The 26,673-nt window shown below is 51.2% G+C and carries 20 protein-coding genes; 7 read left to right on the top strand and 13 right to left on the bottom strand.

Annotated elements, in window-relative coordinates; translation table 11 throughout:
• Positions 1-8: 8 nt before the first annotated feature.
• Complete coding sequence (menB, locus tag BMW93_RS13405) at positions 9-833, bottom strand: 1,4-dihydroxy-2-naphthoyl-CoA synthase (RefSeq protein WP_090376594.1); 825 nt, start codon at positions 831-833, stop codon at positions 9-11.
• 163 nt (positions 834-996) lie between these two features.
• On the opposite strand from menB, the gene BMW93_RS13400 reads away from it, so the two are divergent.
• Together BMW93_RS13400 and BMW93_RS13395 are read left to right on the top strand one after the other, a co-directional pair.
• Positions 997-2,064 (top strand): AMP-binding protein, encoded by a 1,068-nt coding sequence (locus tag BMW93_RS13400; RefSeq protein WP_090376591.1) that lies wholly within the window; start codon positions 997-999, stop codon positions 2,062-2,064.
• The gene (locus BMW93_RS13395; RefSeq protein WP_090376589.1) at positions 2,057-2,830 is read left to right on the top strand and encodes a hypothetical protein; all 774 of its coding nucleotides are present in this window, start codon (positions 2,057-2,059) and stop codon (positions 2,828-2,830) included. The genes BMW93_RS13400 and BMW93_RS13395 overlap by 8 nt, the downstream gene beginning before the upstream one ends.
• Position 2,831: 1 nt before the next feature.
• Here BMW93_RS13395 and BMW93_RS13390 read toward each other — a convergent pair whose 3' ends face one another.
• From BMW93_RS13390 to topA, 4 genes are all read right to left on the bottom strand, one after another.
• Positions 2,832-3,956, bottom strand: coding sequence for a helix-turn-helix transcriptional regulator (locus tag BMW93_RS13390; protein ID WP_090376586.1), 1,125 nt, complete (start codon positions 3,954-3,956; stop codon positions 2,832-2,834).
• 210 nt (positions 3,957-4,166) lie between these two features.
• Positions 4,167-5,048 (bottom strand): bifunctional 5,10-methylenetetrahydrofolate dehydrogenase/5,10-methenyltetrahydrofolate cyclohydrolase, encoded by an 882-nt coding sequence (locus BMW93_RS13385; RefSeq protein ID WP_090146247.1) that lies wholly within the window; start codon positions 5,046-5,048, stop codon positions 4,167-4,169.
• Between the two features lie 2 nt (positions 5,049-5,050).
• On the bottom strand, positions 5,051-5,740 hold the full coding sequence (locus BMW93_RS13380) for an NAD-dependent deacylase (RefSeq protein WP_090377662.1): 690 nt from the start codon (positions 5,738-5,740) through the stop codon (positions 5,051-5,053).
• A 61-nt stretch (positions 5,741-5,801) separates the two neighbouring features.
• Complete coding sequence (gene topA / locus BMW93_RS13375; RefSeq protein ID WP_090376583.1) at positions 5,802-8,192, bottom strand: type I DNA topoisomerase; 2,391 nt, start codon at positions 8,190-8,192, stop codon at positions 5,802-5,804.
• 328 nt (positions 8,193-8,520) lie between these two features.
• Here topA and BMW93_RS13370 point away from each other — a divergent pair, with 328 nt between their 5' ends.
• The 3 genes from BMW93_RS13370 to BMW93_RS35160 all read left to right on the top strand — a co-directional run bounded on the left by BMW93_RS13370 (position 8,521) and on the right by BMW93_RS35160 (position 13,967).
• Positions 8,521-11,292, top strand: coding sequence for a bifunctional aconitate hydratase 2/2-methylisocitrate dehydratase (locus BMW93_RS13370; RefSeq protein ID WP_090376580.1), 2,772 nt, complete (start codon positions 8,521-8,523; stop codon positions 11,290-11,292).
• Positions 11,293-11,348: 56 nt separating this feature from the next.
• The gene (locus BMW93_RS13365; protein ID WP_090376578.1) at positions 11,349-13,619 is read left to right on the top strand and encodes an aconitate hydratase; all 2,271 of its coding nucleotides are present in this window, start codon (positions 11,349-11,351) and stop codon (positions 13,617-13,619) included.
• Between the two features lie 129 nt (positions 13,620-13,748).
• Positions 13,749-13,967, top strand: a complete 219-nt coding sequence (locus BMW93_RS35160; protein WP_143061648.1) for a hypothetical protein — start codon at positions 13,749-13,751, stop codon at positions 13,965-13,967.
• A gap of 1,876 nt (positions 13,968-15,843) precedes the next feature.
• Here BMW93_RS35160 and lspA read toward each other — a convergent pair.
• Together lspA and BMW93_RS13345 are read right to left on the bottom strand one after the other, a co-directional pair.
• Entirely contained in the window at positions 15,844-16,356 is a 513-nt protein-coding gene (gene lspA / locus BMW93_RS13350) for a signal peptidase II (protein ID WP_090376569.1), read from the bottom strand.
• Positions 16,356-17,045, bottom strand: coding sequence for a DUF1080 domain-containing protein (locus BMW93_RS13345; protein WP_090376566.1), 690 nt, complete (start codon positions 17,043-17,045; stop codon positions 16,356-16,358). Before BMW93_RS13345 ends, lspA begins: the two co-directional genes overlap by 1 nt.
• Positions 17,046-17,191: 146 nt before the next feature.
• Between BMW93_RS13345 and BMW93_RS13340 the strand changes: the two genes are divergently transcribed.
• On the top strand, positions 17,192-19,009 hold the full coding sequence (locus BMW93_RS13340) for a M61 family metallopeptidase (protein ID WP_090376563.1): 1,818 nt from the start codon (positions 17,192-17,194) through the stop codon (positions 19,007-19,009).
• A gap of 40 nt (positions 19,010-19,049) precedes the next feature.
• On the opposite strand, the gene BMW93_RS13335 is transcribed toward BMW93_RS13340, so the two are convergent.
• The 3 genes from BMW93_RS13335 to BMW93_RS13325 all read right to left on the bottom strand — a co-directional run bounded on the left by BMW93_RS13335 (position 19,050) and on the right by BMW93_RS13325 (position 23,889).
• The gene (locus BMW93_RS13335; protein ID WP_090376560.1) at positions 19,050-21,716 is read right to left on the bottom strand and encodes a T9SS type A sorting domain-containing protein; all 2,667 of its coding nucleotides are present in this window, start codon (positions 21,714-21,716) and stop codon (positions 19,050-19,052) included.
• A 149-nt stretch (positions 21,717-21,865) separates the two neighbouring features.
• A complete protein-coding gene (locus BMW93_RS13330) occupies positions 21,866-22,633 on the bottom strand; it encodes a TIGR03915 family putative DNA repair protein (protein ID WP_090376557.1) in 768 nt (255 codons plus the stop codon).
• Positions 22,633-23,889, bottom strand: a complete 1,257-nt coding sequence (locus BMW93_RS13325; protein WP_090376554.1) for a putative DNA modification/repair radical SAM protein — start codon at positions 23,887-23,889, stop codon at positions 22,633-22,635. The genes BMW93_RS13330 and BMW93_RS13325 overlap by 1 nt, the downstream gene beginning before the upstream one ends.
• A gap of 170 nt (positions 23,890-24,059) precedes the next feature.
• Between BMW93_RS13325 and BMW93_RS13320 the strand changes: the two genes are divergently transcribed.
• Positions 24,060-24,782, top strand: a complete 723-nt coding sequence (locus tag BMW93_RS13320; protein WP_229240418.1) for a thioredoxin family protein — start codon at positions 24,060-24,062, stop codon at positions 24,780-24,782.
• Here BMW93_RS13320 and BMW93_RS13315 read toward each other — a convergent pair whose 3' ends face one another.
• The 3 genes from BMW93_RS13315 to BMW93_RS13305 are packed head-to-tail and all read right to left on the bottom strand — an operon-like array spanning position 24,783 to position 26,626.
• On the bottom strand, positions 24,783-25,586 hold the full coding sequence (locus tag BMW93_RS13315) for a GNAT family N-acetyltransferase (protein WP_090376548.1): 804 nt from the start codon (positions 25,584-25,586) through the stop codon (positions 24,783-24,785).
• Positions 25,587-25,613: 27 nt separating this feature from the next.
• The gene (locus BMW93_RS13310) at positions 25,614-26,156 is read right to left on the bottom strand and encodes a hypothetical protein (protein ID WP_090376545.1); all 543 of its coding nucleotides are present in this window, start codon (positions 26,154-26,156) and stop codon (positions 25,614-25,616) included.
• Positions 26,153-26,626, bottom strand: a complete 474-nt coding sequence (locus tag BMW93_RS13305) for an RNA polymerase sigma factor (protein ID WP_090376542.1) — start codon at positions 26,624-26,626, stop codon at positions 26,153-26,155. The genes BMW93_RS13310 and BMW93_RS13305 overlap by 4 nt, the downstream gene beginning before the upstream one ends.
• Positions 26,627-26,673: the final 47 nt, after the last annotated feature.

Below are 26,673 nucleotides of genomic sequence, written 5' to 3'. Positions count from 1 at the left end.
GGACTAAATCAAGGGAATTTCGGGAATTTGCTGAAATCCGGCTTTCTTTTTTCCAAAAACGAGCGCTGGCCTTCCTTCGCTTCTTCGCTGAGGTAATAAAGCAGCGTGGCATTGCCCGCGAGCTCCTGGATACCGGCCTGTCCGTCGAGTTCGGCATTGAATGCGCTTTTGAGCATACGGATCGACAGCGGGCTTTTTTCCTGGATCTTTTTCGCCCATTCCAATGTAACGGGTTCCAGTTGCTCCAATGGAACTACTTTGTTCACGAGGCCCATCTGCAATGCTTCGTCCGCATCGTATTGGTCGCATAGGAACCATATTTCACGCGCTTTTTTCTGGCCCACCACACGGGCGAGGTAGGAAGCGCCGAAGCCGCCGTCGAAGCTGCCGACTTTCGGGCCGGTTTGTCCGAAACGTGCATTATCCGCAGCGATGGTAATGTCGCAGATCACGTGCAGCACGTGGCCGCCGCCGATCGCCCAGCCGGCAACCATCGCGATAACGGCCTTTGGAATGGAACGGATCATTTTTTGCAGGTCGAGCACGTTCAGGCGTGGCACATGGTCGTCGCCGATGTAGCCCCCGTGGCCGCGTACCGACTGGTCGCCGCCTGAGCAGAATGCATTGCCACCTTCGCCAGTGAGGATAATGACGTCGATCCGGGTGTCTTCGCGGCAGATGTGCATCGCGTCGATCATTTCGGTTACCGTAAGCGGTGTGAATGCGTTATGCTTGTGCGGGCGGTTGATGCTGATTTTGGCAATTCCTTCGTGAAGTGTAAAGAGAATTTCTTCGTATTCTTTAATGGTTTCCCATTGAACTGTATTGGACATAAATCGGATAGGTAAAATTGAAATAAATGCAATGCAGTGCATTGCCCTAATGCGCGAAATTACTCATTGTTTGGGTTACGTTCAAAAACAAATGAATAACTTTCCACCGCATTAGAAACGGTTATTCTCCACCGGAAGCATTGAATTCGCATAAATTACAGGTATGATCTGGACAACGGGCAAAACGCACTGGCAAACGCAGAAAAGGCCGCGAAATCCCTATTTCGCACAGGCTTACGACTTTATGGGAAAGTGGCTGGAAGGTACCCGCGAATTTGTGCTGCATACCTCCGGCTCCACGGGCATGCCCAAGCCCGTTAGCATCACACGCAGGCAGCTCGAAGCGAGCGCGGCCATGACGGGAAAGGCGCTCTCGCTCGGGGGCGGCACGCGCGCCCTCGTATGCCTGAACGTAGGCTACATTGCAGGCCTGATGATGCTCGTACGCGGACTGGAACTGAACTGGGAGCTGACCATTACCGAGCCGACTTCCAATCCCATTAGCAGCCTGGATGCTGTCGATTTCGATTTCGTATCGATGGTACCGATGCAGTTACAGGCCATGCTGGAAAATTCCGCTACGGATAACCAGGTTAGCAGGTTGGGTAAAATACTGCTTGGCGGTGCGCCCGTTAATCTGGCATTAGCAGAACGGATCAAAGCGTTGAATGTGCCGGTTTTCCAAAGCTATGGTATGACGGAAACTGTTTCGCACGTGGCCTTGAAAGCACTGAACGGGTCCGCAGCGAGCGACTCGTATATGTTTTTGCCGGGTATTGAATTTGGTACGGATGAGCGTGGATGCCTGTTTGTTTCGGGAGCGGTTACTGATCATCAAAAGGTCCAGACAAATGATTTAGTAGAAATCCAGGGAAATGCATTCAAATGGATCGGCCGGGCGGATAATGTGATCAATTCGGGAGGGGTGAAAATTGTGCTGGATCAGGCCGATCAACGCATTGCATCGGTTTTTCATGAATTGGGTATTTTAAATGCATTTTTCTGCTGGTGGGAAGCGGATGAAAAACTGGGTCAAAAACTGGTGCTGGTGGTTGAAAATGCATTGCATCAAGAAGGGGCGGAGAAGCTCGCGGCAGAAATTAGAAGCCGTGTTTCGGCCTATGAGAACCCGAAACATATTTACTTTGCAAAAGCGTTTGTCAAAACTGCCACCGACAAGATCGATAAACGCGCTACATTTCAACAGCTTTTAAATTTTCCGAATGGATAAAAATCTTCAAATACCCGGTCAGTATATTGTTCGCTATCAGACAGCTCCGGTGGTTCCGGCGCCGTTTGCCCACTTTTACACCCTGAAACTGGACATTCAATCCGCTGAGGACCTGCGTGTGGATTTCGACATTGTTTATAACGACCGCGTAGGACTGACTGACGACGAAATCTATGACGAAGGTTTTTCCAAAGACGACGATTACAAATGGAAGGGTGCTTTGCCGGCGGTTTGGATCAGCGAGTTTGAGGGAATTTTTGTCAGTTCTAAAATCATTCGCAAGCGCGAGGAAAGCGAATTCGAAGACTTCATCGAAATCGAGCTCGATGAAGATGACAAGCGCGTGACCATTTACCCGGTAGATAAGGAGCGCTGGTCGTACTTTTTGCAGGAAATGATGCAGGCGATTTTCGAAACTGCCGGCCGCGAAAAACCTTTCGAACTGACTTATGTCGACATCGATAATGAGGGAAAAACGACCATCGACCTGAAAGCGTCTTTCGGGAAAAAGGAATTTACATTAAGCAAGAATGCCGGTGTTGCCCGCAAGCTGGACTGGAATCAGTTGCAAAAAATAATGGATACGATTTACAAAGCTGAATTCGTGCCCGACAATGCATCGGAAAGTAAACCTTCGAAAAAAGGCAAATACATTACGGCGGGCGATGGCTTATGGTATCAGATAGGTGTCGCGGTGCTCGAAACTACGAACAAAAGTAAAGACCTTGCCAAAATCGAGGCCTTGTTCAATACCCTTTCAAAGTAATTTACTGACGGTACTGGCTCAGCTCCATCTGCAATTCGTCGACGAGCTGGGCCACCCTTTCCAATGAAGGCTGCGGCACTGGCATTTGTACGCTCACGAATGCCTTCACTTCCCACACTTCCAGCACATCCTGCAAGGGAATTTCGAGCTCTGCGATCTCCGCATTATCAGAAGTCAGCAGCAGAATCCCCACCGTTTTCACCTGGTTGAATACGGTACGGTAAATCAGGCCGTGGTTTCTCAGGAGAAAAACGTACTGCATTCCATCCTTGATATCGTACCAGTTTCGGATGAATGTGCCTACGAGAATAGATCCCGGATAGGTAAAATCTTCACCGCTTTCAAATGCACGGTAATATCCTGACGGCAGGTTCGGCAACTGGAACAACGGTAGACTGTTCAGGTAACCGGGATTCTGGAAATTGGCAATGTATTCGGCCTGCTTGTTACGCGCTACCCATTGAATGGTAGGGAAGTGCTGCGCAGGCTGCTCGACGGCCGCATTGAATTGCGGGTTTTGAAACTGGTTGTTAAATGTGGGTATGCCAGTTGTCGGTTGAGATGCCACCGGCTGAGGTGTTGCCTGGTGGGGCGCTACGGGTTGCGGTGCCGGATGTTGCGGCGCGGCCGGTTGCCGGGTAGCGGGTTGCTGAAATACCTCTTGCTGAGGCGCACCCGATGGATTGTAATGCGATGTCGGCTGGTGTGTTTCGCCACTAACCGGTTTTAAACTGATCTGCCGGGATACCTGCCTGAGCGGCTGCTCGGGTTGCTGGTATGTTTCGATGATTTTGGACAATGGCTGCGGCTCCGTGTACCCGGGCGTGCGGGTAGGCGTGGGCTGCGGCATACCCGAGTGCGAGACGGTCATTTGCCGCGAAGTTGTCAGCGGGAGCGACATTTCGGGTGTTTCCCTTAGCCGTCGCAGGTCGTTTTTTAGCAAATTGTCAACACTAACGCCGAATGCGGCCGCCATGTTTTTGAGATTAGTAAGGTTCGGATTGGCCCGGGCCTCCTCGTAAGCGCCCAGTAACGACCTCTTGATCGCGATCTTACGGGCAAACTGTTCCTGCGTAAGGCCGTTGAGCCTTCTGAGATACTTGATGTTGTTGCTGACGATGCTCATAGTACAACCGATCCGTTCAAACTGCCTGCTAATTAGACAAATCTTTTAGTAAAAAACGAATTGAGCAACATTCTTACCTGTTTTTTTAATTTTTTAACATAAAAAAGCCGGATCATCAGGATTTGCACACTCCTGTCGATCCGGCTTTTATGGAAACGGATTATATCCTAATTAAACGATCGGCCGTCGGTAGTAAACGGTCGGCCGTCACTATTTATAAATCTCTTTCTTGGCAGCTTTGAATGTATTGGTAAGAAGACCGCAAATGGTCATCAATCCCACACCACCCGGAACCGGGGTAATGAAGCTCGCCTTAGGCGCCACGTCGTTAAAATCGACGTCGCCTTTGATGGAGAAGCCACTCTTCTTGGTAGCATCCGCCACGCGGGTAATACCCACGTCGACAACTACCGCACCTTCTTTCACGTAATCCGCCTTCACGAATTCCGGCCGACCCAATGCGACGATCAGGATATCGGCCGACTGGCAGATTTCTTTCAGGTTTTGCGTTTTGCTGTGCGTGATCGTCACGGTAGCGTTGCCCGGGTAGGTGTTGCGTTGCATGAGAATGCTCATCGGCAAACCTACGATCTGACTCCGGCCGATTACCACGCAATGCTTGCCACTGGTTTCGATTCCCGCACGGATCAGCATTTCGAGGATACCGAACGGCGTTGCGGAAATGTAAGCAGGCAAACCTTTGCACATTCTGCCCACGTTGATCGGGTGGAAGCCGTCCACATCTTTTGCGGGGTTCACCGCTTCCATCACCGTGTTTTCGGAGATATGCTTCGGCAGCGGCAACTGAACGATAAAACCGTCCACATCGGGATCGTTGTTCAGCGATTCTACGGCTTCCAGGAGCTGGGCTTCGGTAATGTCGGCTTCGAAGCGGAGCAGGGTAGAGGTAAACCCGATTTCCTCACAGCTCCGGATTTTGGACGCCACGTAAGTTTCGCTGGCACCGTCCTGACCCACGAGTATCGCGGCCAGATGTGGCTTTTTGCCACCGCCTGCGACCCATTGTTCAACCTCGGCCTTGATTTCAGATTTTATTTGGGAAGAAATAGCTTTCCCGTCGAGTAGTTGCATTATTATTCAGGTAGTAAATATTTCTTGATCAAAGTTTGCATTCCGGTGGTTGCTTTTTCCTGAATGAAAATCATATTCGATTTCAATGTAATGTCCGGTTTGGCCGGGTCTACAATGTAAATGCGCTTGCCGATGGGGACATAATGCACCAGTCCGGCAGCCGGGTAAACCGCGAGCGACGTCCCGATCACGAGGAACATATCCGCCTGCTCGGTCACGTCCACCGCCACTTCCATCATCGGCACTTCTTCGCCAAACCACACGATATGCGGCCGCAACTGGCTGCCCAGCTCGCACAAGTCGCCCGTTTTCAATTCCCAGCCAGTCATTTCATAAACCAGCTTCGGGTCTTTGGTACTCCGCGATTTGAATAGCTCCCCGTGCAAATGGATCACTTTCGTGGAGCCGGCGATTTCATGCAGGTTATCGACATTCTGCGTCACGATCGTCACGTCGAAATGCTTTTCCAGCTCGGCCAGCGCGTAATGTGCCGCATTAGGCTTTACATCCGCCGCTTGTTTCCGGCGCTGGTTGTAAAAATCCAGCACCAGCTCCTGGTTACGAACCCATGCTTCGGGCGTAGCCACGTCCTCGATGCGGAAATTATCCCAAAGCCCATTGTTATCTCTAAAAGTACTGATCCCGCTCTCAGCGCTGATCCCTGCTCCGGAAAGTACAACCAGTTTTTTCATGGGCTTCTTCGTGTTTATCGTGGACATTTATTTTTCAATGCCACGATGAAATGCGTGGCGGTTATTTTTTTGCTGCCTTCTTGGCTGCCGGCTTCTTCGCAGCCGGCGCTTTCGCCGTTGTCGCCTTCGCGGCGGCAGGCTTCTTAGCACCCCGCCCCGCAGGCTTATCCGGCGTTTCGGCGGCCAGCTTCAATACTTGTTCGTAGGTCAGCGAGGCAGGTTCGGTGCCTTTCGGGATCTTTACATTTTTCTTTCCAAAAGCAATGTAAGGTCCGTACCGGCCATTCAACACCTTCGCTTCCGGATCTTCCGCAAATTCTTTAATGGTGCGGTTGGAATCCTGCAAACGCTTTTCTTCGATAATTTCGACGAGCCGGTCCTCGGTAACAGCCATCGGATCGTCTGTCTTTGCCAGCGAATAATATTTGCCGTCGTGCTTCACATAAGGACCGAATTTGCCGACGTTCACCACCATATCCTTTTCTTCGAAGAAACCCACCTGACGCGGCAGTTTGAACAGCTCGAATGCTTCATCCAACGTAATGGTTTCCATCAGCTGCCCCTTCTGCAAGCTCGCGAAACGGGGTTTTTCTTCATCTTCCACATCGCCGATCTGCACATAAGGCCCATATTTACCGATTCTCACAGATACCTTTTTGCCCGTTGCCGGGTCTTCACCCAGGTCGCGGGAAGTAAGGCTTTTATCGATTGCTTCTTCGCGTGCTTCGGCTACTTTCTTTTGGAATGGCGTATAAAAGTCTTTGATCATCTGCTGCCAGCCGAGCTGGCCTTCGGCAATGTGGTCAAAATCTTTTTCTACATTCGCCGTGAACGAGTAGTCGACAATGTCCTGGAAATGGCTTACCAAAAAGTCGTTCACCACCATTCCGGTGCTGGTAGGGAAGAGTTTAGACTTTTCCGAACCGTATACTTCTTTATTTACCTTGCTCTTGATCTGCTCGTTGGCCAGGGTCATTTCTTTGAATTCCCTTTCAAAACCCTGACGGTCTTCCTTGACAATGTATTCCCGTTTCAGGATCGTCGAGATCGTCGGCGCGTAGGTAGACGGGCGTCCGATCCCCATTTCTTCCAGTTTCTTCACCAGGCTCGCCTCCGTATAGCGGGGCGGGTTACGGGTAAATCTTTCTGTCGCTTTCATATCCGCCAGTTTCAGGATCTGACCGATATTGAGCGGAGGTAGCATTCCTTTTTGTTCTTCGTCTCCTTCATCGTCGCTGGATTCGAGGTAAACTTTCAGGAACCCTTCGAATTTGATCACTTCACCCTGTGCTACCAGCTCTTCCGAAGTGGTCGAAATGCCGATCGTTGCCGTGGTACGCTCCAATTGCGCGTCCGACATTTGCGAGGCTATGGCCCGTTTCCAGATCAGTTCGTACAAGCGTTGCTCGTTGCGGTCGCTGCTGCCTACCAGCGTAGAGAAATCGGTAGGACGGATCGCTTCGTGGGCCTCTTGCGCCGATTCGGACTTGGTTTTGAATATACGGCGGTTATAATATTCGTCCCCATATTCTTTCGTGATCTGCTGCTTTGACTTATCCAGCGCTTCTTCCGACAGGTTGGTGGAGTCGGTACGCATGTAGGAAATCTTACCGGCTTCGTACAGGCGTTGCGCGACGGTCATTGTCTGCGCGACCGAAAAGCTGAGCTTGCGGGATGCTTCCTGTTGTAATGTAGAAGTTGTAAATGGCGGTGCTGGCGTTTTTTTAGCAGGTTTTACTTCAAGATTACGGATCGAGAACTGTGCCCCGATACATTTTTCCAGAAACTGGTAAGCCTCCTGTTCGGTAGGGAAGTTTTTGGCCAGTTCGGCATTCAATACCTTTCCATTACCTAAATCGAAATGCGCTGTTACTTTAAAGCTGCTCTTCGACCTGAACGCGTCGATTTCCCGTTCCCGCTCTACAATAATACGTACGGCTACCGATTGTACCCGGCCGGCCGAAAGGTTCGATTTGCCGATCCGGATCTTTTTCCAAAGCACCGGCGAAAGTTCGTAACCCACGAGGCGGTCGAGGATACGGCGTGCCTGCTGGGCGTCTACCAGGTCTGCATCGATGGTCCGCGGTTTGGCGATAGCATTCTGAAGAGCGGTTTTGGTAATCTCACGAAATACGATCCGCTTGGTATTGTCGGGCAGGCCCAGGGCCTCCTTCAAATGCCAGGAAATAGCTTCTCCCTCGCGGTCATCATCGGTTGCGAGCCATACTTCGGCATCTTTTGCCAGTTTTTTGAGCTCTGAAATGACTTTGACTTTATCGGAGGAGATTTCGTAAGAGGGTTGGAAATCATGCTCAACATCAACACCCATATCGTGTTCCGGGAGGTCACGCACATGTCCGAAGCTGGACTTGACAGTGAAATCCTGCCCTAGGTAACTTTCAATGGTTTTGGCCTTCGCCGGTGACTCAACGATCACCAGATTTTTTGACATAACTTTCGATTTAAGGGACCTGCTAGCACTTTGAATGTCCAAATATAGGGCACAATCCGAGAAAAAATCAAAGCGTAAATAAAAGGTGAACGAAAAACGGAGCGTGCCATTGAACCTCCCGTAGGGGGTGTTTCAAATTATTTCCTCAATATACAGGTTGTCAGAACAAAAAAAATTTTGAGGCGGTTATCTTAATGAACGACTAGAATATACTGGTTTTAAATAGTAGCGAAAATCGGCCGAAGTACCTCCGTATATTCCGTAATTTCGTACTTTCGCCCGTTTTATTGACAACAGATATTGCCTTTAACATCGAAAAGATTTCATCATGAATATCTATCAGGACTACATTAACGAGATTGAAGAAAGAAAAACCCAGGGGCTTCACCCGAAGCCGATTGATGGTGCCGAATTGTTGGGAGAAATCATTGCACAGATTAAAGATTCCGGCAACGAGCACAGGGAAGACTCTCTTAAATTTTTTATTTACAACACTTTACCAGGAACGACGAGTGCTGCCGGTGTGAAAGCCAGGTTTTTAAAAGAGATCATTCTGGGAGAATTCGTAGTAGAAGAAATAACCCCCGCATTCGCATTTGAGCTGCTGTCGCACATGAAAGGCGGCCCTTCCATTGGTGTATTGCTGGATCTCGCCCTGGGCGAAGATGCCGCTATCGCAAAACAAGCTGCGGAGGTTCTTAAAACACAGGTTTACCTTTATGATGCGGACACGGACCGTCTGAAAGAAGCATTCAAAAGCGGTAATGAAATCGCCATAGAGATTCTTGAAAGCTATGCCAAGGCCGAGTTCTTCACCAAACTACCCGAAGTACCGGAAGAAATCCAAATAGTGACTTTTATCGCCGGTGAGGGGGATATCTCGACGGACTTGCTCTCTCCGGGCAACCAGGCGCATTCGCGGTCGGACCGTGAATTGCATGGTCTTTGTATGATTACTCCAAAAGCACAGCAGGAAATCAGGCTGTTGCAGGAAGAACATCCCGGCAAGAGCGTAATGCTCATTGCAGAAAAGGGTACGATGGGCGTGGGATCATCCCGGATGTCGGGCGTGAACAACGTGGCGCTTTGGACCGGCAAGCAGGCAAGCCCATACGTTCCGTTCGTGAATATTGCGCCGATCGTAGGCGGTACCAATGGTATTTCCCCGATTTTCCTTACCACGGTTGACGTTACCGGCGGTATCGGTATCGACCTGAAAAACTGGGTTAAAAAGGTGGATGAAAACGGCACTATCGTTCGTAACGAAAACGGAGACCCTATTTTGGAGGAAGTTTACTCTGTTGCGACGGGCACTGTTTTGACCATTAATACCCAAACAAAGAAACTTTATAATGGTGAAAAGGAGCTGATCGACATTTCGAAAGCCCTTACGCCGCAGAAAAAGGAATTTATCAGAGCCGGCGGTTCCTACGCGATTGTATTTGGTAAAAAAATCCAGACAGTTGCTGCGAAAATCCTCGGTATCGAACCTACGCCTGTATTTGCGCCTTCCAAAGAGATTTCCAATGAAGGTCAAGGCCTGACGGCAGTAGAAAAAATCTTCAACAGAAACGCGGTCGGAACCACGCCGGGCAAAGTGTTGCACGCGGGTTCGGATGTTCGTGTAGAAGTTAATATCGTCGGTTCACAGGATACGACAGGGCTTATGACGGCTCAGGAACTGGAATCGATGGCCGCGACGGTCATTTCGCCGATCGTCGACGGTGCGTACCAGTCGGGTTGCCACACGGCTTCGGTTTGGGATAAAAAGGCACAGGCCAACATTCCGAAACTGATGAAGTTCATGAACGACTTCGGTTTGATCACCGCCCGTGACCCGAAAGGCGAATACCACTCGATGACCGACGTAATCCATAAGGTGCTAAACGACATCACCATCGACGAATGGGCGATCATCATCGGTGGGGACTCGCACACAAGGATGTCCAAAGGCGTCGCATTCGGTGCCGACTCAGGAACCGTTGCCCTGGCCTTGGCGACCGGTGAAGCATCCATGCCGATCCCTGAATCCGTGAAAGTGACTTTCAAGGGCGACATGAAGGAGCATATGGATTTCCGTGACGTGGTTCATGCTACCCAGGCGCAGATGCTGCAACAGTTTGGCGGAGAGAACGTATTCCAGGGCCGCATTATCGAGGTCCATATCGGAACGCTTCCTGCCGACCAGGCATTTACTTTTACCGACTGGACCGCGGAAATGAAGGCTAAGGCTTCCATTAATATTTCCGAGGACGATACGCTGATCGAATCACTGGAAATCGCGAAAAACCGCATCCAGATCATGATCGACAAAGGTATGGACAACCACAAACAGGTTCTTCAAGGCTTGATCAACAAAGCGGATAAGCGTATCGCCGAGATTAAGTCGGGTGAAAAACCGGCTTTGACTCCGGATGCGAATGCAAAATACTATGCGGAAGTGGTCATCGACCTCGACGTGATCGTAGAGCCAATGATCGCCGACCCGGACGTTAACAACAAAGACGTTTCCAAAAGATATACCCACGATACGATCCGCCCGATCTCTTTCTACGGCGACGATAAAAAGGTAGATCTTGGATTTGTAGGTTCTTGTATGGTCCACAAAGGCGATTTGAAGATTGTTTCTCAAATGCTTAAAAACCTGGAAGAGCAAAAGGGAAAGGTGGAATTCCATGCACCGCTTGTGGTGGCAGCACCTACCTATAACATTATCGAAGAGCTAAAAAGCGAAGGTGACTGGGATGTATTGCAGAAGTACTCCGGTTTCGAATTCGACGACAATGCTCCGAAAGTAGCGGCACGTACAGAATACGAAAACATGATGTACCTCGAACGCCCGGGCTGTAACCTCTGCATGGGTAACCAGGAAAAGGCTGCCAAAGGCGATACCGTTCTGGCTACTTCAACGCGTCTTTTCCAGGGGAGGGTAGTGGAAGATTCGGAACGTAAAAAAGGGGAGTCGTTGCTCGCATCTACTCCGGTGGTTGTGCTGTCGGCCATCCTGGGTCGCATTCCTAGTGTGGATGAATACAAAGCTGCGGTGGTAGGCATAGACCTGACCAAGTTCGCGCCGCCCATCAAGACGCTCAGCAGATAGTCACCGGTGGTACAGTTGTTGATAAGTATAAATGTGTAATCATTAATTTGAGAGATATGGCGTTTGACTTAGATATGATCAAGGGTGTTTATGCCCGAATGGAAGAAAGAGTAAAAGCCGCCCGCAAGGTTGTTGGGCGGCCTTTGACCCTCGCAGAGAAAATTTTATACTCCCACCTCTGGGAAGGAACCCCCACCCAGAGTTTTGAACGTGGTAAGACTTACGTAGACTTCGCCCCCGACCGCGTAGCCATGCAGGATGCGACGGCGCAAATGGCGCTTTTGCAATTCATGCAGGCCGGTCGCCCGAAAGTAGCGGTGCCGTCTACCGTACACTGCGATCACCTGATTCAGGCCGAAGTGGGTGCTGCGCAGGATTTGAAAAATGCCGTAGATAAGAATAAAGAAGTATACGATTTCCTTTCGTCGGTGTCCAATAAATATGGCCTCGGCTTCTGGCGTGCCGGTGCGGGGATCATTCACCAGGTGGTGCTCGAAAACTATGCATTTCCCGGCGGTATGATGATCGGTACCGACTCGCACACGCCTAACGCGGGCGGGTTGGGTATGATCGCGATCGGTGTTGGTGGCGCGGATGCTTCCGATGTAATGTCCGGCCTTGCCTGGGAGCTGAAAATGCCCCGTTTGATCGGTGTGAAGCTGACCGGCAAACTGAGCGGATGGACTGCCGCGAAGGACGTGATCCTTTGGGTTGCGGGACAGCTTACTGTAAAAGGAGGAACCGGCTATGTGGTTGAATATTTTGGCGAAGGCGCTGAAAGCCTTTCTGCAACGGGTAAAGGTACCATTTGTAATATGGGCGCTGAAATTGGCGCTACGACTTCGATTTTCGCTTACGACGACAAGAGCGCCGCTTACCTGAGAGCAACGGAGCGGGCGGATGTTGCCGATGCGGCGGATGCCGTTAAGCAGTATCTTCGGTCGGACGATGAAGTTTATGCAGATCCCGCGACGTACTACGATCAGTTGCTGGAACTTGACCTTTCTACCCTAGAACCACATATCAACGGACCATTCACACCGGATCTGGCATGGCCGCTTTCCAAATTCGCTACGGCAGTAAGGGAGAACGGATGGCCGGAAGTTCTTTCGGTCGGTCTGATCGGTTCATGCACCAATTCTTCCTATGAAGACGTGAGCCGAGCGGCCTCTCTTGCCAAACAGGCTGTTGATAAAAAATTGCAGGTTACCTCCGAATATACCATCACGCCAGGTTCGGAACAGGTGCGCTACACGGTAGAACGCGACGGCTTCCTCGATACTTTCGAGCAAATTGGCGGGGTAGTGCTCGCGAATGCTTGTGGACCTTGTATCGGTCAATGGGCGCGCCACGGTGCTGAAAAGGGAGAGAAAAATTCCATTATCACCTCATTCAACCGTAACTTCTCGAAACGTGCCGACGGTAACCCCAACACGCACTCTTTCGTGGCTTCTCCGGAGATTGTAACCGCCATGGCCATTGCCGGACGCCTTACATTCGACCCGCGTGTCGACAAACTGGTGAATACCGACGGCGTTGAAGTATTGCTCGACGAACCAAGCGGCCTCGAATTGCCGACCAAAGGTTTCGCGGTAGAAGATGCCGGTTTCCAGGCCCCTGCCGAGGACGGTAGCGGAGTTCAGGTGTTGGTAAGCCCGACGTCCGATCGTCTGCAACTCCTCGCACCATTCCCTGAGTGGGAAGGGACGGATTTGGTGGGTTTGAAACTGCTCATCAAAGCAAAAGGAAAATGCACCACCGACCACATTTCAATGGCAGGCCCGTGGTTGAAATACCGGGGACACCTCGACAATATCTCGAATAACATGCTGATCGGTGCGGTCAATTTTTACAACGAGAAGACCAACACCATTAAAAACCAGCTTACCAACCAATACTCCGAAGTACCGGCGGTTCAACGTGACTACAAAGCGCACGGGATCGGTACGATCGTGGTAGGTGATGAAAACTACGGGGAAGGCTCCTCACGCGAGCACGCGGCCATGGAGCCGCGTTTCCTGGGCGTACGCGCGATTTTGACCAAATCATTCGCCCGTATCCACGAAACCAACCTGAAAAAGCAAGGTATGCTGGCGCTTACATTCGTGAATACTGCGGATTACGACAAAATCCAGGAGGACGATACGATCGATATCCTTGGTCTGGAAACATTTGCAGAAGGACAACCTCTCACGATCGTGTTGCACCACAACGACGGTACCAACGAGGAATTCCCTGTAAACCATACCTACAATGCCCAGCAGATCGAATGGTTCAAGGCAGGCTCTGCGTTGAATATCATTCGTAAGTCGGTTGGCGCTGCGTAAGCACATTGTTATTCCAAAATGTAAGAATGGCTCCTGATTACTCGGGAGCCATTTTTGCTTTTCGGGGTTCTTAACCAAGTGTATTGATGTGGCCGGTTTGCGATTTCGTCGGCCGGAGGGTCATCCGGTTTGCAGCACAGTGAATTCTCCGGATTTGCCGACCTCGGCGGGGCCTCCTGCGTTCACGACGTTGTTACATGCCTGACGGCATTTTTCCGGGCAATGGATGCGGTTGGATACCACCAATGTTGCGTGCGTGTCGGCACTTCCGATGTATATGGTTTTGAAAATGCGCAATTCTACAAGTATTGCGCGCCGCTGGCGCTTGGCGGGGTGCGGTTTGGTTGACGAATTGGAAACTCGATTTTCATGGCATTATGTGCGTCGTGCCGCAAGGGGACAAGGCCCACGCTAATGGCTACTCCAATGCGGTCCGGTTCGAGGGCCCCGGAGGGGCTCACTGTTTGTAGCAAACCCGATTTTCCCCGTATGTTTGGCCCCGGCGGGGCCTCCTGCGTTCAAGACGTTGTTACATGCCTGACGGCATTTTAACGGGCAATGGATGCGGTTGAATACTGCTAATGTTGCGTGCCTGACGGCATTTCCGATGTATATGGTTTTGAAAATGCGCAAGCTCTACAAGTATTGCGCGCCGCTGGCGCTTGGCGGGGTGCGGTTTGGTTAGCGAATTGGAAACGCGATTTTCATGGAATTATATGCGTCGTGCCGCAAGGGGACAATGCCCCCGCTGATGGCTATTCCAATGCGGTCCGGTTCGAGGGCCCCGAAGGGGCTCACTGTTTGTAGCAAACCCGATTTTGCCCGTATGTTTGGCCTCGGCGGGGCCTCCTGCGTTTACGACGTTGTTACATGCCTGACGGCATTTTAACGGGCAATGGATGCGATTGAATACTGCTAATGTTGCGTGCCTGACGGCACTTCCGATGTTATATGGTTTTGAAAATGCGCAATTCTACAAGTATTGCGCGCCGCTGGCGCTTAGCGGGGTGCGGTTTTGGTTGACGAATTGGAAACGGGATTTTCATGGGCATTATGTGCGTCGTGCGGAAAGGGGATAACAATGCTCCCGCTGATGGCTATTCCAATGCGGTCCGGTTCGAGGGCTCCGGAGGGGCATCCGGTTTGTCGCAAACCAGATTTTGCCCAGATGCTTGGCCCCGGCGGGGCCTCCTGCGTTCACGACGCTGTTACATGCCTGACGGCATTTTTCCGGGCAATGGATGCGATTGAATGCTACCAACGTTGCGTGCCTGACGGCACTTCCGATGTATATGGTTTTGAAAATGCGCAAACTACAAGTATTGCGCGCCGCTGGCGCTTGGCGGGGTGCGGTTTGGTTGACGAATTGGAAACGCGATTTTCATGGGCATTATATGCGTCGTGCGGAAAGGGGATAACAATGCTCCCGCTGATGGCTATTCCAATGCGGTCCGGTTCGAGGACTCGGAGGGGTACACTGTTTGTAGCAAACCCGATTTTCCCCGTATGTTTGGCCCCGGCGGGGCCTCCTGCGTTCACGACGCTGTTACATGCCTGACGGCATTTTTCCGGGCAATGGATGCGGTTGAATACTGCCAATGTTGCGTGCCTGACGGCACTTCCGATGTCTATGGTTTTAAAAATGCGCAAACTCTACAAGTATTGCGTGCCGCTGGCGCTTGGCGGGGTGCGGTTTTGGTAAGCGAATTGGAAACGCGATTTTCATGGCATTATGTGCGTCGTGCTGCAACGGGATAACAATGCTCCCGCTGATGGCTATTCCAATGCGGTCCGGTTCGAGGGCTCCGGAGGGGCATCCGGTTTGTCGCAAACCAGATTTTGCCCAGATGCTTGGCCCCGGCGGGGCCTCCTGCGTTCACGACGCTGTTACATGCCTGACGGCATTTTTCCGGGCAATGGATGCGATTGAATGCTACCAACGTTGCGTGCATGACGGCACTTCCGATATATCTGGTTTTGAAAATGCGCAAACTCTACAAGTATTGCGCGCCGCTGGCGCTTGGCGGGGTGCGGTTTGGTGGATGGCGGAAATTGTACCAATGTTGTGAACCTTATGCACACTTCTACGCCAAATCGCGGTAACGATGTAACATTGGTGGCAAAATAAATGATTACCCGTGTTTGGAAATGCAGCCAGGCATGTAACGACAATGCGGGCGTTAAATACCATCGTCAATGATCAATACGTTGCTACAACATTACCTCAAAGCCCCGGAAACCGTGATTTTTGCCGGCTGTATGACTGGTACAGGAAGATAAACATCCCAGTCATGATCGAAACGTCAGCCATATTGAATATGCCCGTTTGGAATAGCCCGAAATTAATGTGCATGAAGTCGGTTACCGAACCGTGGACTAGGCGGTCGTAAATGTTGCCGATGCCGCCGCCGATCGCAAAACTCAGCGCGAGGGCACTCAGCCAGGTCAGATTCTTTTTGGTGAGTAAATAAATAATGCCGAAAAGCAGCGCGATCAGCGGGATGACGGACAACACAAAAATTTTGACGGAGTCGGGTAGCGAGCTGCCGATGCTGAGGAACGCGCCGGTGTTTTCGACATAGGTAATGGTCACGTAATCCTTGATCACGTGGATAGTTTGGTAAAAGCCCACATTTTCCCGGACCACGCTTTTCGATATCTGATCGCAGCCGATATTGGCGACCAGCACCACGATAATGGCAATATTCCTGACCAGGCGGTTTGATTTAAGGTTCATTACTTGGAAAGCGCTTTAATCGGCGTCAGTTTAACATCTTTGAACTCAACTTCGGAGCCTTCGGACTGCAATGCTATCTGGCCTTTGGAAGCCGTCGCGTCATAGCCGTAGTTGACGAGTACACCGTTGAGCCATACTTTGATTGAATTCTTAACACATTCTATCACCATCGAATTCCATTCGCCCAGCGGCTTTTCGGTGCCGTCAGTGAGGTTGGGAATGCGGCGGAGCTTGTCGCCGTTGACGCCCCATTTTTCCTTGGGCCCGCGACGCTTTTCCATGTCGGGTACGGTAATGTCCTCCTGAATGCACCAGAAATCACCGGCGTTCTGGTTCATGAGCTGTACTTCAATGGATTTGGGAAACATTTCATACAAATCGCGCGGCTTGGAAACGAATACCAGCGCGCCGCAATTGCCCGGTTTGCCTGCAAAACGATACTGGAATGTAAAGCGGAAATTCTCGTGCTGCGCGTCCGTGATCAGGTGTCCGCCGGGCGTACCCAGGCTTACGAGCAGGCCATTGCGTACGAGAAACGGGTTGATCGCCTTCGGGTCTTTGTCCATTTCCGGCACGTCGATGTGCCAGCCTTTGAGGTCCTTGCCGTTGAAAAGAGCTTTCGTTTGGCTGTAAGCGTATTGCGAGGTGATAGCGAGGGTCAGGGCCAGGGGTAGTAAGCGTTTCTTCATGGACGGTCGATACTATTTTGAGTTTTAATGGGATTTGAACCGGAAAAATTAAGCAATAATCGGGTTAGTAGCGGTATGGTGGCTTCAAATGTTCGGTTATTCGGTTAAATTGGCGGCTTGTCACTTCAAAATCATTTCATCAATCCATGAAAAAACTGGCCGCTTTGCTCGCCACGCCCATGATGTGCTCGTACGCGTTTGCGCAAACGATCCGCTACGATGTATCCTTTCCTAATATCGTCCACCACGAGGCCCGCATTGCGTTGAGCGTTGCTGATGCACCTCAAAAAGAGCTGCATTTCAGAATGTCGCGCTCTTCTCCGGGCAGGTACGCTACGCACGAGTACGGGAAGAATATCTATGACGTGGTGGCTTTTGACAAATCGGGCAAGCCGGTTCCTGTGCAGCGCGTGGATGGTGATGTTTACAAAATCTCCGGTATCAATGGATTCGTGAAGGTCGAATACACTTTATATGCCAACCATGCCGACGGTACCTACGCCGGCATCGACGCCAGTAGCGTGCATCTGAATATGCCCGCGACATTCATGTGGGTAAAAGAGCTGGAAAAAGCGCCGATCACGGTTGCATTTAACCTGCCCAAGCCGAACCAATGGACGATTGCTACCCAGCTCAAAACCACCAGCGACGCCAACGTCTTCACAGCGCCGGATTTGCAATACTTCATGGATTCACCCACGAAAATCGGGCAACTGACGATTAAAGAATGGACGGTTCCTAATGCCGACAACAGGCCGTCGCAGTTCAGATTGGCATTGGAAGCGAAAGGCAGCGATTCGCTCGCCACCGCATTTGCCGGCAAGGTGAAACGCATTACGGAAGAGGCGCGGATGGTTTTCGGCGAGTTTCCCGCATTCGACAACGGCAGCTACACCTTCCTTGCGAGCATCAATCCCTATGTCAGAGGCGATGGTATGGAGCACCGGAACAGCACGATGATAACCCTGCCGGTCGCATTCGACGGTTCCGACAACCTGCTGGGCGTATTTTCCCATGAGTTTTTCCACACCTGGAATGTCGAGCGCATTCGTCCTAAAACGCTCGAACCTTTCAATTTTGAAAAGAGCAATATGAGTTTCGAGCTCTGGTTTGCCGAAGGTTTTACCCAATACTATGGTGATCTGATCCTCGAAAGGGCGGGGTTCGATCCGCTGGAAGAGTATTGCAGGACCTTGACTTCCCTGGTTAATACCAAAGAGAATACAGCCGGTACCAAACGCATTTCGCCCGTGCAGGCCAGTACCAATGCGGTTTTCGTCGATGCGGGCGTGGCCATCGACAAAACCAATTATCCCAATATTTATACTTCCTATTACCCTTACGGCGCGTCGATAGCGCTCGCATTGGACCTTCAATTGCGGAGTAAAGGATTGAATCTCGACGATTTTATGAAAGCCGTTTGGGCAAAACACGGGAAACCGGAAGTAGCTTACAATGTGGCGGATCTTGAAACTGTTTTGGCCACTTATACGAAGGACAAGGTTTTTGCACAGCAGTTTTTTACCAAATACATCAACGGGCATGAGCCACTTGATTACACGCCGCTGCTGGCCAATGCGGGATTGTTGTTGAAAAAACAGTTTGAAGGACAAGCCTGGATCGGCGATATCCGGTATAAAGAAGGTCCCGGCTTGACGATCACTTCAAATACCATTATCGGAAGCCCGCTTTATAAGGCCGGGCTGGACATCGACGACGAAATCCAGAAATTGGATGGAAAGTTGGTATCGAAAAACGACGAACTGGTTTCAATTCTTAAAAATCATAAACCCGGAGATCAGATTGCCGTGGAATACAAGCACCGCGATGAGCAGAAGACGGCTATGCTGGAACTGATCGAAAACCCGCGCTTGCAGGTAATGACTTACGAGGAGGCAGGAAAGACGGTTTCGGAAGCGATGCAGGCGTTCCGAAAGTCCTGGTTGGGAAGCAAATGGAAATAAGAAAAGCGGTTGCCCGGGAACAGGCAACCGCTTTTTGCATTTAATGCGTGAGTAAAATCTTTTTCGTTTCCACCGAATCCGGCTTCTTCACTTGGAGGAGGTAAATGCCTGCCGGTGCATTGCCGAGGGTTATGCGCTCTTCGTGCGGGCCTTTTCCGCTGACATTGCGGGTATGCCAGACTTTGCCCTGAACGTCCGTCACGCGGATGGTAGCCGCTTCACCGGTTTTCAAATGGAAGCTCGCTTTGAACTCGCCGGGTGCAGGGTTAGGATAAGCTTGGAGCAGCGGCGTATCATTTTGAAGCGCATTAAGCTCCGGTACGGCCATCCGGGCATTGCTCAGGATGTTTCCAACACAAATTTTGTCCTGGCGGCATGCGGCGCCCGGCAATCCCTGAATGCGGATGGTGTTGTTACCTGCGGACAATGGTACGTTGATGATTTCTTCGCGGGCTACAATGTTCCAGCTGTTGCTGGCAGGTAGCTGTGCGGACCCAATCGCAGCGTTCCCGTTAACCGACACGCTTACCTGCGCATTCGCTTCGGCGTAGTAACGCAAAGTCACGGGATAGACGCCCGCCGCAGGTACGTCGGCGATATAATAGTCGACATAATAATCATAGTTATTTTGCGCCCCTCTTGTTTGTCCGTTCGATGCGTTCGGGTCGCTGCTGGTAGGGCCGTTGCTGCCCGACCACTCTGCTTCCGCACATGCGCTGAATGGCCCGGACGGTTCACAGCCATTAACGGTGATATCGATCGTTTTGACCACCGATGCGCAGCCGTTTTTAGAAGCAGTCAAAGTGTAGGTATAAGTACCGTTGGCGCGCGGAGGAAGGATGGTGGCATAACTGAATGATGAATTTGTACCGTTTCCGCTCCATTGATACGATACCGACTGGCAATCGAAACCGGAACAACCGGCGCCGGCGGATACGGTTGTCGAACATGCGGGAGTAGTCGTGGAGACACCCGTAGTGATATTGAAGTCACACGATGGCGGATTTCCCGTTCCGCCGGGGCCGGTCACACAAATTTTGTCCTGACGGATAACCGGGTAACCAAATCCACTCCAGATGCGGATTTTATTATTGCCTTCCTTCAAGTTGAAATTGTAGGTTTTCTCAGCCCATACAATATTCCACGAACCCGACGCGGCCAGGCCGGTCAGCGGCGCGGTTTCTTCACCGTTGACGCTGATCGTAATGCCGGTAGGCTGCGTGGAGTAATAGCGCAGCGTTACCTGATGCAATCCCGTTACCTTCACACCATTGACTTGATATTCTACGAAATAACTCGGGCCATTCTGCGTGCCGCGTGTCTTGCCGTTCGATGCATTGGGATCGTCGGTGACTTCTCCGTCACTATTCGAATTTTCGGCTTCCACACACGCGCTGAACGGCTCTGTGGGGTTTGACTCGCAGCTAACCGTGACAACCACGCCCGAGGACTTGCCGCGGCAGCCTTCTTTGTTGGCAAAAACAAAATAGTTGTAAGTGCCACTTACCGACGGTGCAGGCACAGTGACGGACGAGCCCGATACATTAAGTCCCCCGCCGGACCAGCCGTATGTGATGCCGGCGCAATCCGGCCCTGTGCATTGCGAACTAAGCGTAATGGGCTCGGAGCAGGCCGGTGTCGCATTGGATACCGCCGCGGATACATCATAATCGCAACCCGGCGGGATTATAACTTGCACCGTCACAGATGCGGTTTTGCCGCCGCATCCGGGTTTTGTCGCCATAAGATCGTAAATGTAAGTACCCGGCGTGGCAGGAGCTTCGACACCAATGTTGCGACCTTCCCGCAAAATGCCGTTTCCGGACCATATGAACTGAACCTCGTCGCAGTCGCCACCCGAGCAATTAGCGCTGAAACCGATGGTTGCCCCGACCTCGTAAGTGCTCGCGGCAGAGGTAGGTGCAATCTGGAAATCGCATTCGGCCGACGCGTTTTGTACGCGGATCGTCACATTTACGGTAGTGTCTTTCGCACAACCATACCTGGTAGCGATCAAGCGATAGATGTAGTCGCCTGGTGTTGACGGAGCAGGGAACGAGGCCACGGGGCCTGGAATAATGATATCGTCGCCGATCCATGCCTGCGAGGCGGCGTCGCAATCGGCACCGGAGCACCGGGAATCAAGCGTTACCGTCTGGCCGGGCAAGTAGCTTGCAGGGTTGCCCACTGCCCAGGGATTCACCGAGAAATCGCAGGAAATCGGCCATTCGGTTCCGGGGATTTCGGTCCAGCATACCTTATCCTGCCTCACATCGTAGCCCGGAAGTTCCTGAATGCGGATGCGGTTGGTACTCCCGATCAGATTCACTTCGAAGGTATGTTCCGTAGACACGATATTCCAGGAATGCGAGGCGGGGAGTTCCACCTGGAAGGGCTTCCCGCCATTGACGGACACATTCACTAGCGAGTTCCGTTCAGCATAATACCGGAGGGTTACCTTGTATCTTACCGTAGAAGGAACATTAGTCACATATTCTACAAAATACTCCGGACCATTCTGCCCGCCGCGGGTCACGCCATTGGAAGCATTCGGGTCCGAGGAAAGGGGGCCGTCGCCATTGCTGTTTTCGGCTTCCAGACAAACGGTAAACGGCACAGGGTTAGCGGCTTTACCGCTCGCGGGAGCAGTAGCAAAGGAGGCAATCGCTGAGAGCAAAAAGCAAATAACGAACGTACAAGTTTTCATAGCATGCTGGAAAATGTGGATGAATAGGACATTCCAACGATCGTTGGAAAAGACAATTCAAACTCCGAATGTCTACATTTCCAGAAGACACCACGCGTTGACAAAACCGTGGCGACGTGCACTAAAAAAATATTGAAAATTATTAAAATCTATCCCTGCTTCTCCGAAAGGTATTTCCAATAGCGACGCGGTACGTGCCTCACGTGCAGGCGCGTGTTCTTGCGCGCCTGAATGTTGGTACTTTTGAAATAATCCTGCCATAGCAACGTGTACAACCGCTCTTTCTCATCGAGCAGATCGGAAGGAAGCGCATTGATGATTGACATTTGCGGTGCGGCATCGAGCTCGATTTCGTCCGTTTTTTCGAGATCGTAATAGAGCCCGTATTTTCTTTTTAAATCATAAATAATCCAGCGCTGGTCGGCGTAACGATTCTGGAAATGCTCGGGCAGGAGAGGGAGTACATCGAAATCGGGTTCGATGTGGGCGTAGTAAATGTCGTCCGCCGTTTTCTGGAACCGCACAAATGCTTCCATCCGGTGCTTTTCGCGATGGACCTTCTGTGCGGTCTGGGAAATAGCCAGCACGTCGGGATGCGCGAAGTTTTCGGAAGCGCCTGGCGGCTGGTCGATGATGTAGCGGGCGAAGTTCAGTAAATGCTGGAAAACCTCCGGCTGTTCGGAAAGAAATGCCTTGTAAAACCGCAGCTGCCATTCTTTCCCGAGTTTTTTACAAAGACCTTTCCAGACCCGCTTACCCTTCTCGCGATCGGAAACGACCCGGTAACCCGAATCGAAGACATCCGGGACGTAACGCAATTCGGTCACGAGTTTTACAACCGGCGATTTCCGCTTATAGCACTCGAAAACGGCCGTCAGCAATCCTTCCAGCGATCCGTCGAAAATATAGAGCTCCATCAGAAAAGCGACAGTTGGTTGTTCGGGTTCGAGACGTATTTGCTTTTGCTTTCGGCAAGAATCAGCCCCTTGATATGGCCGGCTTCGTATTCTTTGAGCTGGATTGGGCTGTCTGCATACCTGATGAAATGTCGCGCTTTGCGGAATGCAATGCCTAATCTGCGCAAATGGCTTTCATACAGCCTGTTAAACTTGCGCGCCTGAACGATTTTCAATGCGGAGCTTACGCCAATGCCAGGCACGCGCAGGATCATGTGATAATCGGCCGTGTTGATGTCGACGGGAAACTGGTCGAGGTTGCGCAATGCCCAGCTGAGCTTCGGATCGACGTCCGCTTCCAGGTTCGGATGAATGTCGTTGAGGATTTCCTGCACTTTAAATCCGTAGAAACGCATGAGCCAATCGGCCTGGTACAGCCGGTTTTCGCGGATCAAAGGCGGCTGCGAGCCGATGACCGGCAACCGCGCATCATTACTGATCGGAATGTAGCCGGAATAGTAAACCCGTTTCAGCGAAAAATTCTGATAAAATGCATTGGCAGTATACAATATCTCCTTGTCCGACTCCGGCGTGGCCCCGACGACAATCTGCGTGCTCTGCCCGGCCGGTACGAATCTGGGCACGCTTTTGATCAGCGCCTTCTCGCTTTCAAACTGGGTAATGCTGTTCTGAATGTATTTCAAAGGCTTTTTCACTTCCGCGTGCGACTTTTCGGGCGCCAGTAGTTTCAGGCCGGTTTCCGTCGGCATTTCGAGGTTAATGCTCATGCGGTCCGCGTACATGCCCGCCTCGCGAAGCAACTCGTCGCTTGCGCCGGGGATCGTTTTTAAATGGATATACCCATTGAAGCGCTCCTCGTGCCTGAGCTTTTTCACAATGCGAACGAGTCGTTCCATCGTATAATCCGCATCTTTGAATATGCCCGAACTCAGAAAAAGCCCCTCGATGTAGTTGCGCCGGTAGAAGTTCATCGTTAGTTCCACCACCTCCTCGACAGTGAATGCCGCCCGCTTAACATCGTTGCTACGCCTCGAAACACAGAATGCGCAGTCGAAAATGCAATGGTTGGTCAGCAGAATCTTCAATAGCGACACACACCGGCCGTCTTCGGTGTACGTGTGGCAGATGCCCGTTCCCTCCGCGTCCCCGATCCCCTTGTTCTCATTTTTCCGGTTGCTGCCGCTCGACGAGCATGACACATCGTATTTCGCAGCATCGGCCAGAATCCCCAACTTCTCCCGGATCCGCTCGTACATATCAGAATTTGCAATTAGTTAAATTTGCCTAAAATATTGAACGGCTTTAACCAGTTATTAAGAGGTCATGCCGGATTATTATTTGTGCATGAAAATACCAAATATTTGATACTAATACAATCTTTCGAGGCAGAATGTTGGTGAGCCGTTTGAGTAAATTTTCCGTTTGTTTGCTGGCGATTGTCGGATTTGCCAGATTATCAGCATTTTGCCAGTCCGACGAACCAAAAGTGGTAAGGTACAATGGCAAGGTGAGCCAGCAGATCGTTATGACGCGCGACTCGCCCATTATCGATCACGCCACCGGCAAGCGGATCAGTTACGAGACCTACGACAACATGCTCAAACGAAGCCCGGGCCAATACAAAACCCAGCCTATATTCGATAAATACGGCAAGGCTTCATCCTTTGAAATCATTAAAAAAAGCCAATTGTACATTCAGCAGGATGGCTCGGTCATGAACAATCCCGACCTGATGCCGGAAGTAGGAGAGCCCATCGCGCCGTTCGTCATGCGCGGGCTCGACGGGCGGGAATATGATTCCGAGAGGCTGAGGGGCAAATACATTCTGCTGGGCTTCTGGGTGCGCTACGAAAAGCCACTGTACACCTTAGCAAGCACCAAGGTGATTTCAGCCTTTATAGATGAGAGTAAAAGGAAGGGGATCGAGATAATTTCACTTGGTACCACCCTTAATACAGAGGAGGAATGCCTGGAAGCGATTCCGAAACGGAATTGCGGTTTCATTCCCGTTCCGGAATCGTACGGTTTCAATCACCGCTACAAGATCAGCGAGACGCCCTATTTCATATTGGTTGACCGCAAGGGGATCGTAAAAGCCATGGCGCCGCACACCGAATTCTCGAAAATCAGCGAACTGGTACTGCGCTGATCACCCCAATGCACCGCTGATGCGGTTGTGGAGCCGCTCCGGCTGCCATACCCTGCTCGGCCCGAGGATCATGCGTCGGGACGTCCGGTACATATTATACCCAATTTCTTGGAGGTATTTCAAACCTTCGGTATTACTCAGCGGCAGGATTGCCACCGGCCGCACCTGCGCGCGTAATCTGATCAATGCGAACCCCGCTTCATCGTTGGCCGCGATGATGGGCCCGTCGCTCCATGAGGGCAGGTAAACGCCCTGCAAATCTCCTTTCGAGCCCAAATACACGATTGCGTCCGCCAGGAATTCGGCCATAACGCCGCGCCTGTCTTCGCCGGATACCATGCGGTCGAGTGCGTAGGCCGCTTCGCGGAAATTTTCGGTAAATGGCTGGATGTTGGCGGAATGGGTAAGTTCCGGAACGTTGTCCTCCCTTCTTAAATGCGCATACTGGCCTTCCACCTCAAAACCTTGTTTCAAATATACCGGGTAGCCGAATTCGGTTGCGTCGAGGTAAATGGTCGGGTAGCGGTTCCGGTCGACGTTTTCGATCAAATGTCTCGTAATAGCAGCTCCGAGGCCCTTTTTCCGGTGTTCCGCGTGCGTAATGATGCACGCGAGCCATACGGTATCGGCATGAAAAATGGAGGTGCCGACCGCAACGGGTTGGCCGTTTTCCTCAATTTTAATGGGCTTGCAGCATTCGGATCTTAAAAAGTATTCGAACCGGGGGCGGATATCGCCCCAGCCCTCGGGTTCGAGGGCGGGAAGGTAGGCAATGTCACCTTCTGTAAATTCCTGGCAAATCATGGCATGGATCGTTATTCCTGCAAAATGTCAAAAATCTGCTTCCAGTTGTCGGAAATGCACTATTTTTCTTTGCCAGCTGATCCACGAGTAATAGAACAGCAGGAAGGTTAAGAGAATTAATGCGCTCAAAATGATGTATTTGCGCTGTGTGAAAGCCGTTTGGTAAGTAAAGAAGACCATGAGAGCGATCGCATACACCACCGACGACGTTAATGAAAATACGGCTAACCGCTTCAACGAACGGGCCTGTTTGGCCAGTGCCTCTCTCATATTCCCGCTTACCGACGGATTTTGTAATTGGAAATATCCCAATGCATTATTAAAAATATAGAGCACAATGCTTATAACCAGCAATATATTGAGCAATAAAGGTTTCCCGGCTCCATCGAAGCCATCATAATACAAAAGAAGGAAGGCGGTGAGAGCCACCATTTCCGTCATGAACTTGAACCGCAATTTGCGGAGCGAAGGATGGTTGCGAACGCGCGTCATCATGGCCAGCTCCTTTTCAGAAAGCGATCCATCGCCGGCACGGCGCCAGTCGGATTTCAAATCATCGATATTCATCATTTTTTGGGAGTTAAAAGTAATTTGAGTTTTTCCTTAATGCGGTTGAGCTTTACGCCCACATAGTTTTCCGAAATGCCTGTCACCGAGGCGATTTCAGCGTAGGAATAGTCTTCCAGATAAAGGGAAATCAGGGCCCGTTCCGGTTCGCTCAGGGTGCGCAGCGCGCGGAAAAGCCATTCTTCGCGTTCGGAAGTCGTTTCATTGGCATCGGCGAGGTCGGGCGGATGCTCGGAGAGGGAGATTGAAGGTCGGCGCTTTCGGTAGGAGGCCATCGCGGTATTGAGGGCAATGCGGTAGATCCAGGTCGTGATCTTCGACTCCTGCCGGAAGCCCGGGAAAGCGCGCCATAGCTGGTAGACGATTTCCTGAAAAAGGTCCTGCTGATCTTCCGGCGTATTGCGGTACATCCTGCTCACCTTAAAAATGATCCGCTGATGCGCCCCGATCGTTTCAAGAAAAATTTTCTCCATAAAAAATCAAATCTTTCCCAATAGGTTGCTGAGATTGGGAAAAACTT

The organism is Dyadobacter sp. SG02 (assembly GCF_900109045.1).
Taxonomy (GTDB): domain Bacteria; phylum Bacteroidota; class Bacteroidia; order Cytophagales; family Spirosomataceae; genus Dyadobacter.
The sequence above is the reverse complement of the archived record's forward strand: the minus strand, read 5'-3'. Positions and strand labels throughout refer to the sequence as shown.

Coding starts and splice junctions, on each gene's coding strand:
- BMW93_RS13305 (WP_090376542.1), bottom strand. CDS start 26,626: ATGGAGAAAATTTTTCTTGAAACGATCGGGGCGCATCAGCGGATCATT.
- topA (WP_090376583.1), bottom strand. CDS start 8,192: ATGTCAAAAAATCTGGTGATCGTTGAGTCACCGGCGAAGGCCAAAACC.
- BMW93_RS13310 (WP_090376545.1), bottom strand. CDS start 26,156: ATGATGAATATCGATGATTTGAAATCCGACTGGCGCCGTGCCGGCGAT.
- BMW93_RS13370 (WP_090376580.1), top strand. CDS start 8,521: ATGAATATCTATCAGGACTACATTAACGAGATTGAAGAAAGAAAAACC.
- BMW93_RS13400 (WP_090376591.1), top strand. CDS start 997: ATGATCTGGACAACGGGCAAAACGCACTGGCAAACGCAGAAAAGGCCG.
- BMW93_RS13330 (WP_090376557.1), bottom strand. CDS start 22,633: ATGGAGCTCTATATTTTCGACGGATCGCTGGAAGGATTGCTGACGGCC.
- BMW93_RS13365 (WP_090376578.1), top strand. CDS start 11,349: ATGGCGTTTGACTTAGATATGATCAAGGGTGTTTATGCCCGAATGGAA.
- menB (WP_090376594.1), bottom strand. CDS start 833: ATGTCCAATACAGTTCAATGGGAAACCATTAAAGAATACGAAGAAATT.
- BMW93_RS13390 (WP_090376586.1), bottom strand. CDS start 3,956: ATGAGCATCGTCAGCAACAACATCAAGTATCTCAGAAGGCTCAACGGC.
- BMW93_RS13335 (WP_090376560.1), bottom strand. CDS start 21,716: ATGAAAACTTGTACGTTCGTTATTTGCTTTTTGCTCTCAGCGATTGCC.
- BMW93_RS13315 (WP_090376548.1), bottom strand. CDS start 25,586: ATGATTTGCCAGGAATTTACAGAAGGTGACATTGCCTACCTTCCCGCC.
- BMW93_RS13395 (WP_090376589.1), top strand. CDS start 2,057: ATGGATAAAAATCTTCAAATACCCGGTCAGTATATTGTTCGCTATCAG.
- BMW93_RS13345 (WP_090376566.1), bottom strand. CDS start 17,045: ATGAAGAAACGCTTACTACCCCTGGCCCTGACCCTCGCTATCACCTCG.
- BMW93_RS13340 (WP_090376563.1), top strand. CDS start 17,192: ATGAAAAAACTGGCCGCTTTGCTCGCCACGCCCATGATGTGCTCGTAC.
- BMW93_RS13385 (WP_090146247.1), bottom strand. CDS start 5,048: ATGCAACTACTCGACGGGAAAGCTATTTCTTCCCAAATAAAATCTGAA.
- BMW93_RS13380 (WP_090377662.1), bottom strand. CDS start 5,740: ATGAAAAAACTGGTTGTACTTTCCGGAGCAGGGATCAGCGCTGAGAGC.
- lspA (WP_090376569.1), bottom strand. CDS start 16,356: ATGAACCTTAAATCAAACCGCCTGGTCAGGAATATTGCCATTATCGTG.
- BMW93_RS13325 (WP_090376554.1), bottom strand. CDS start 23,889: ATGTACGAGCGGATCCGGGAGAAGTTGGGGATTCTGGCCGATGCTGCG.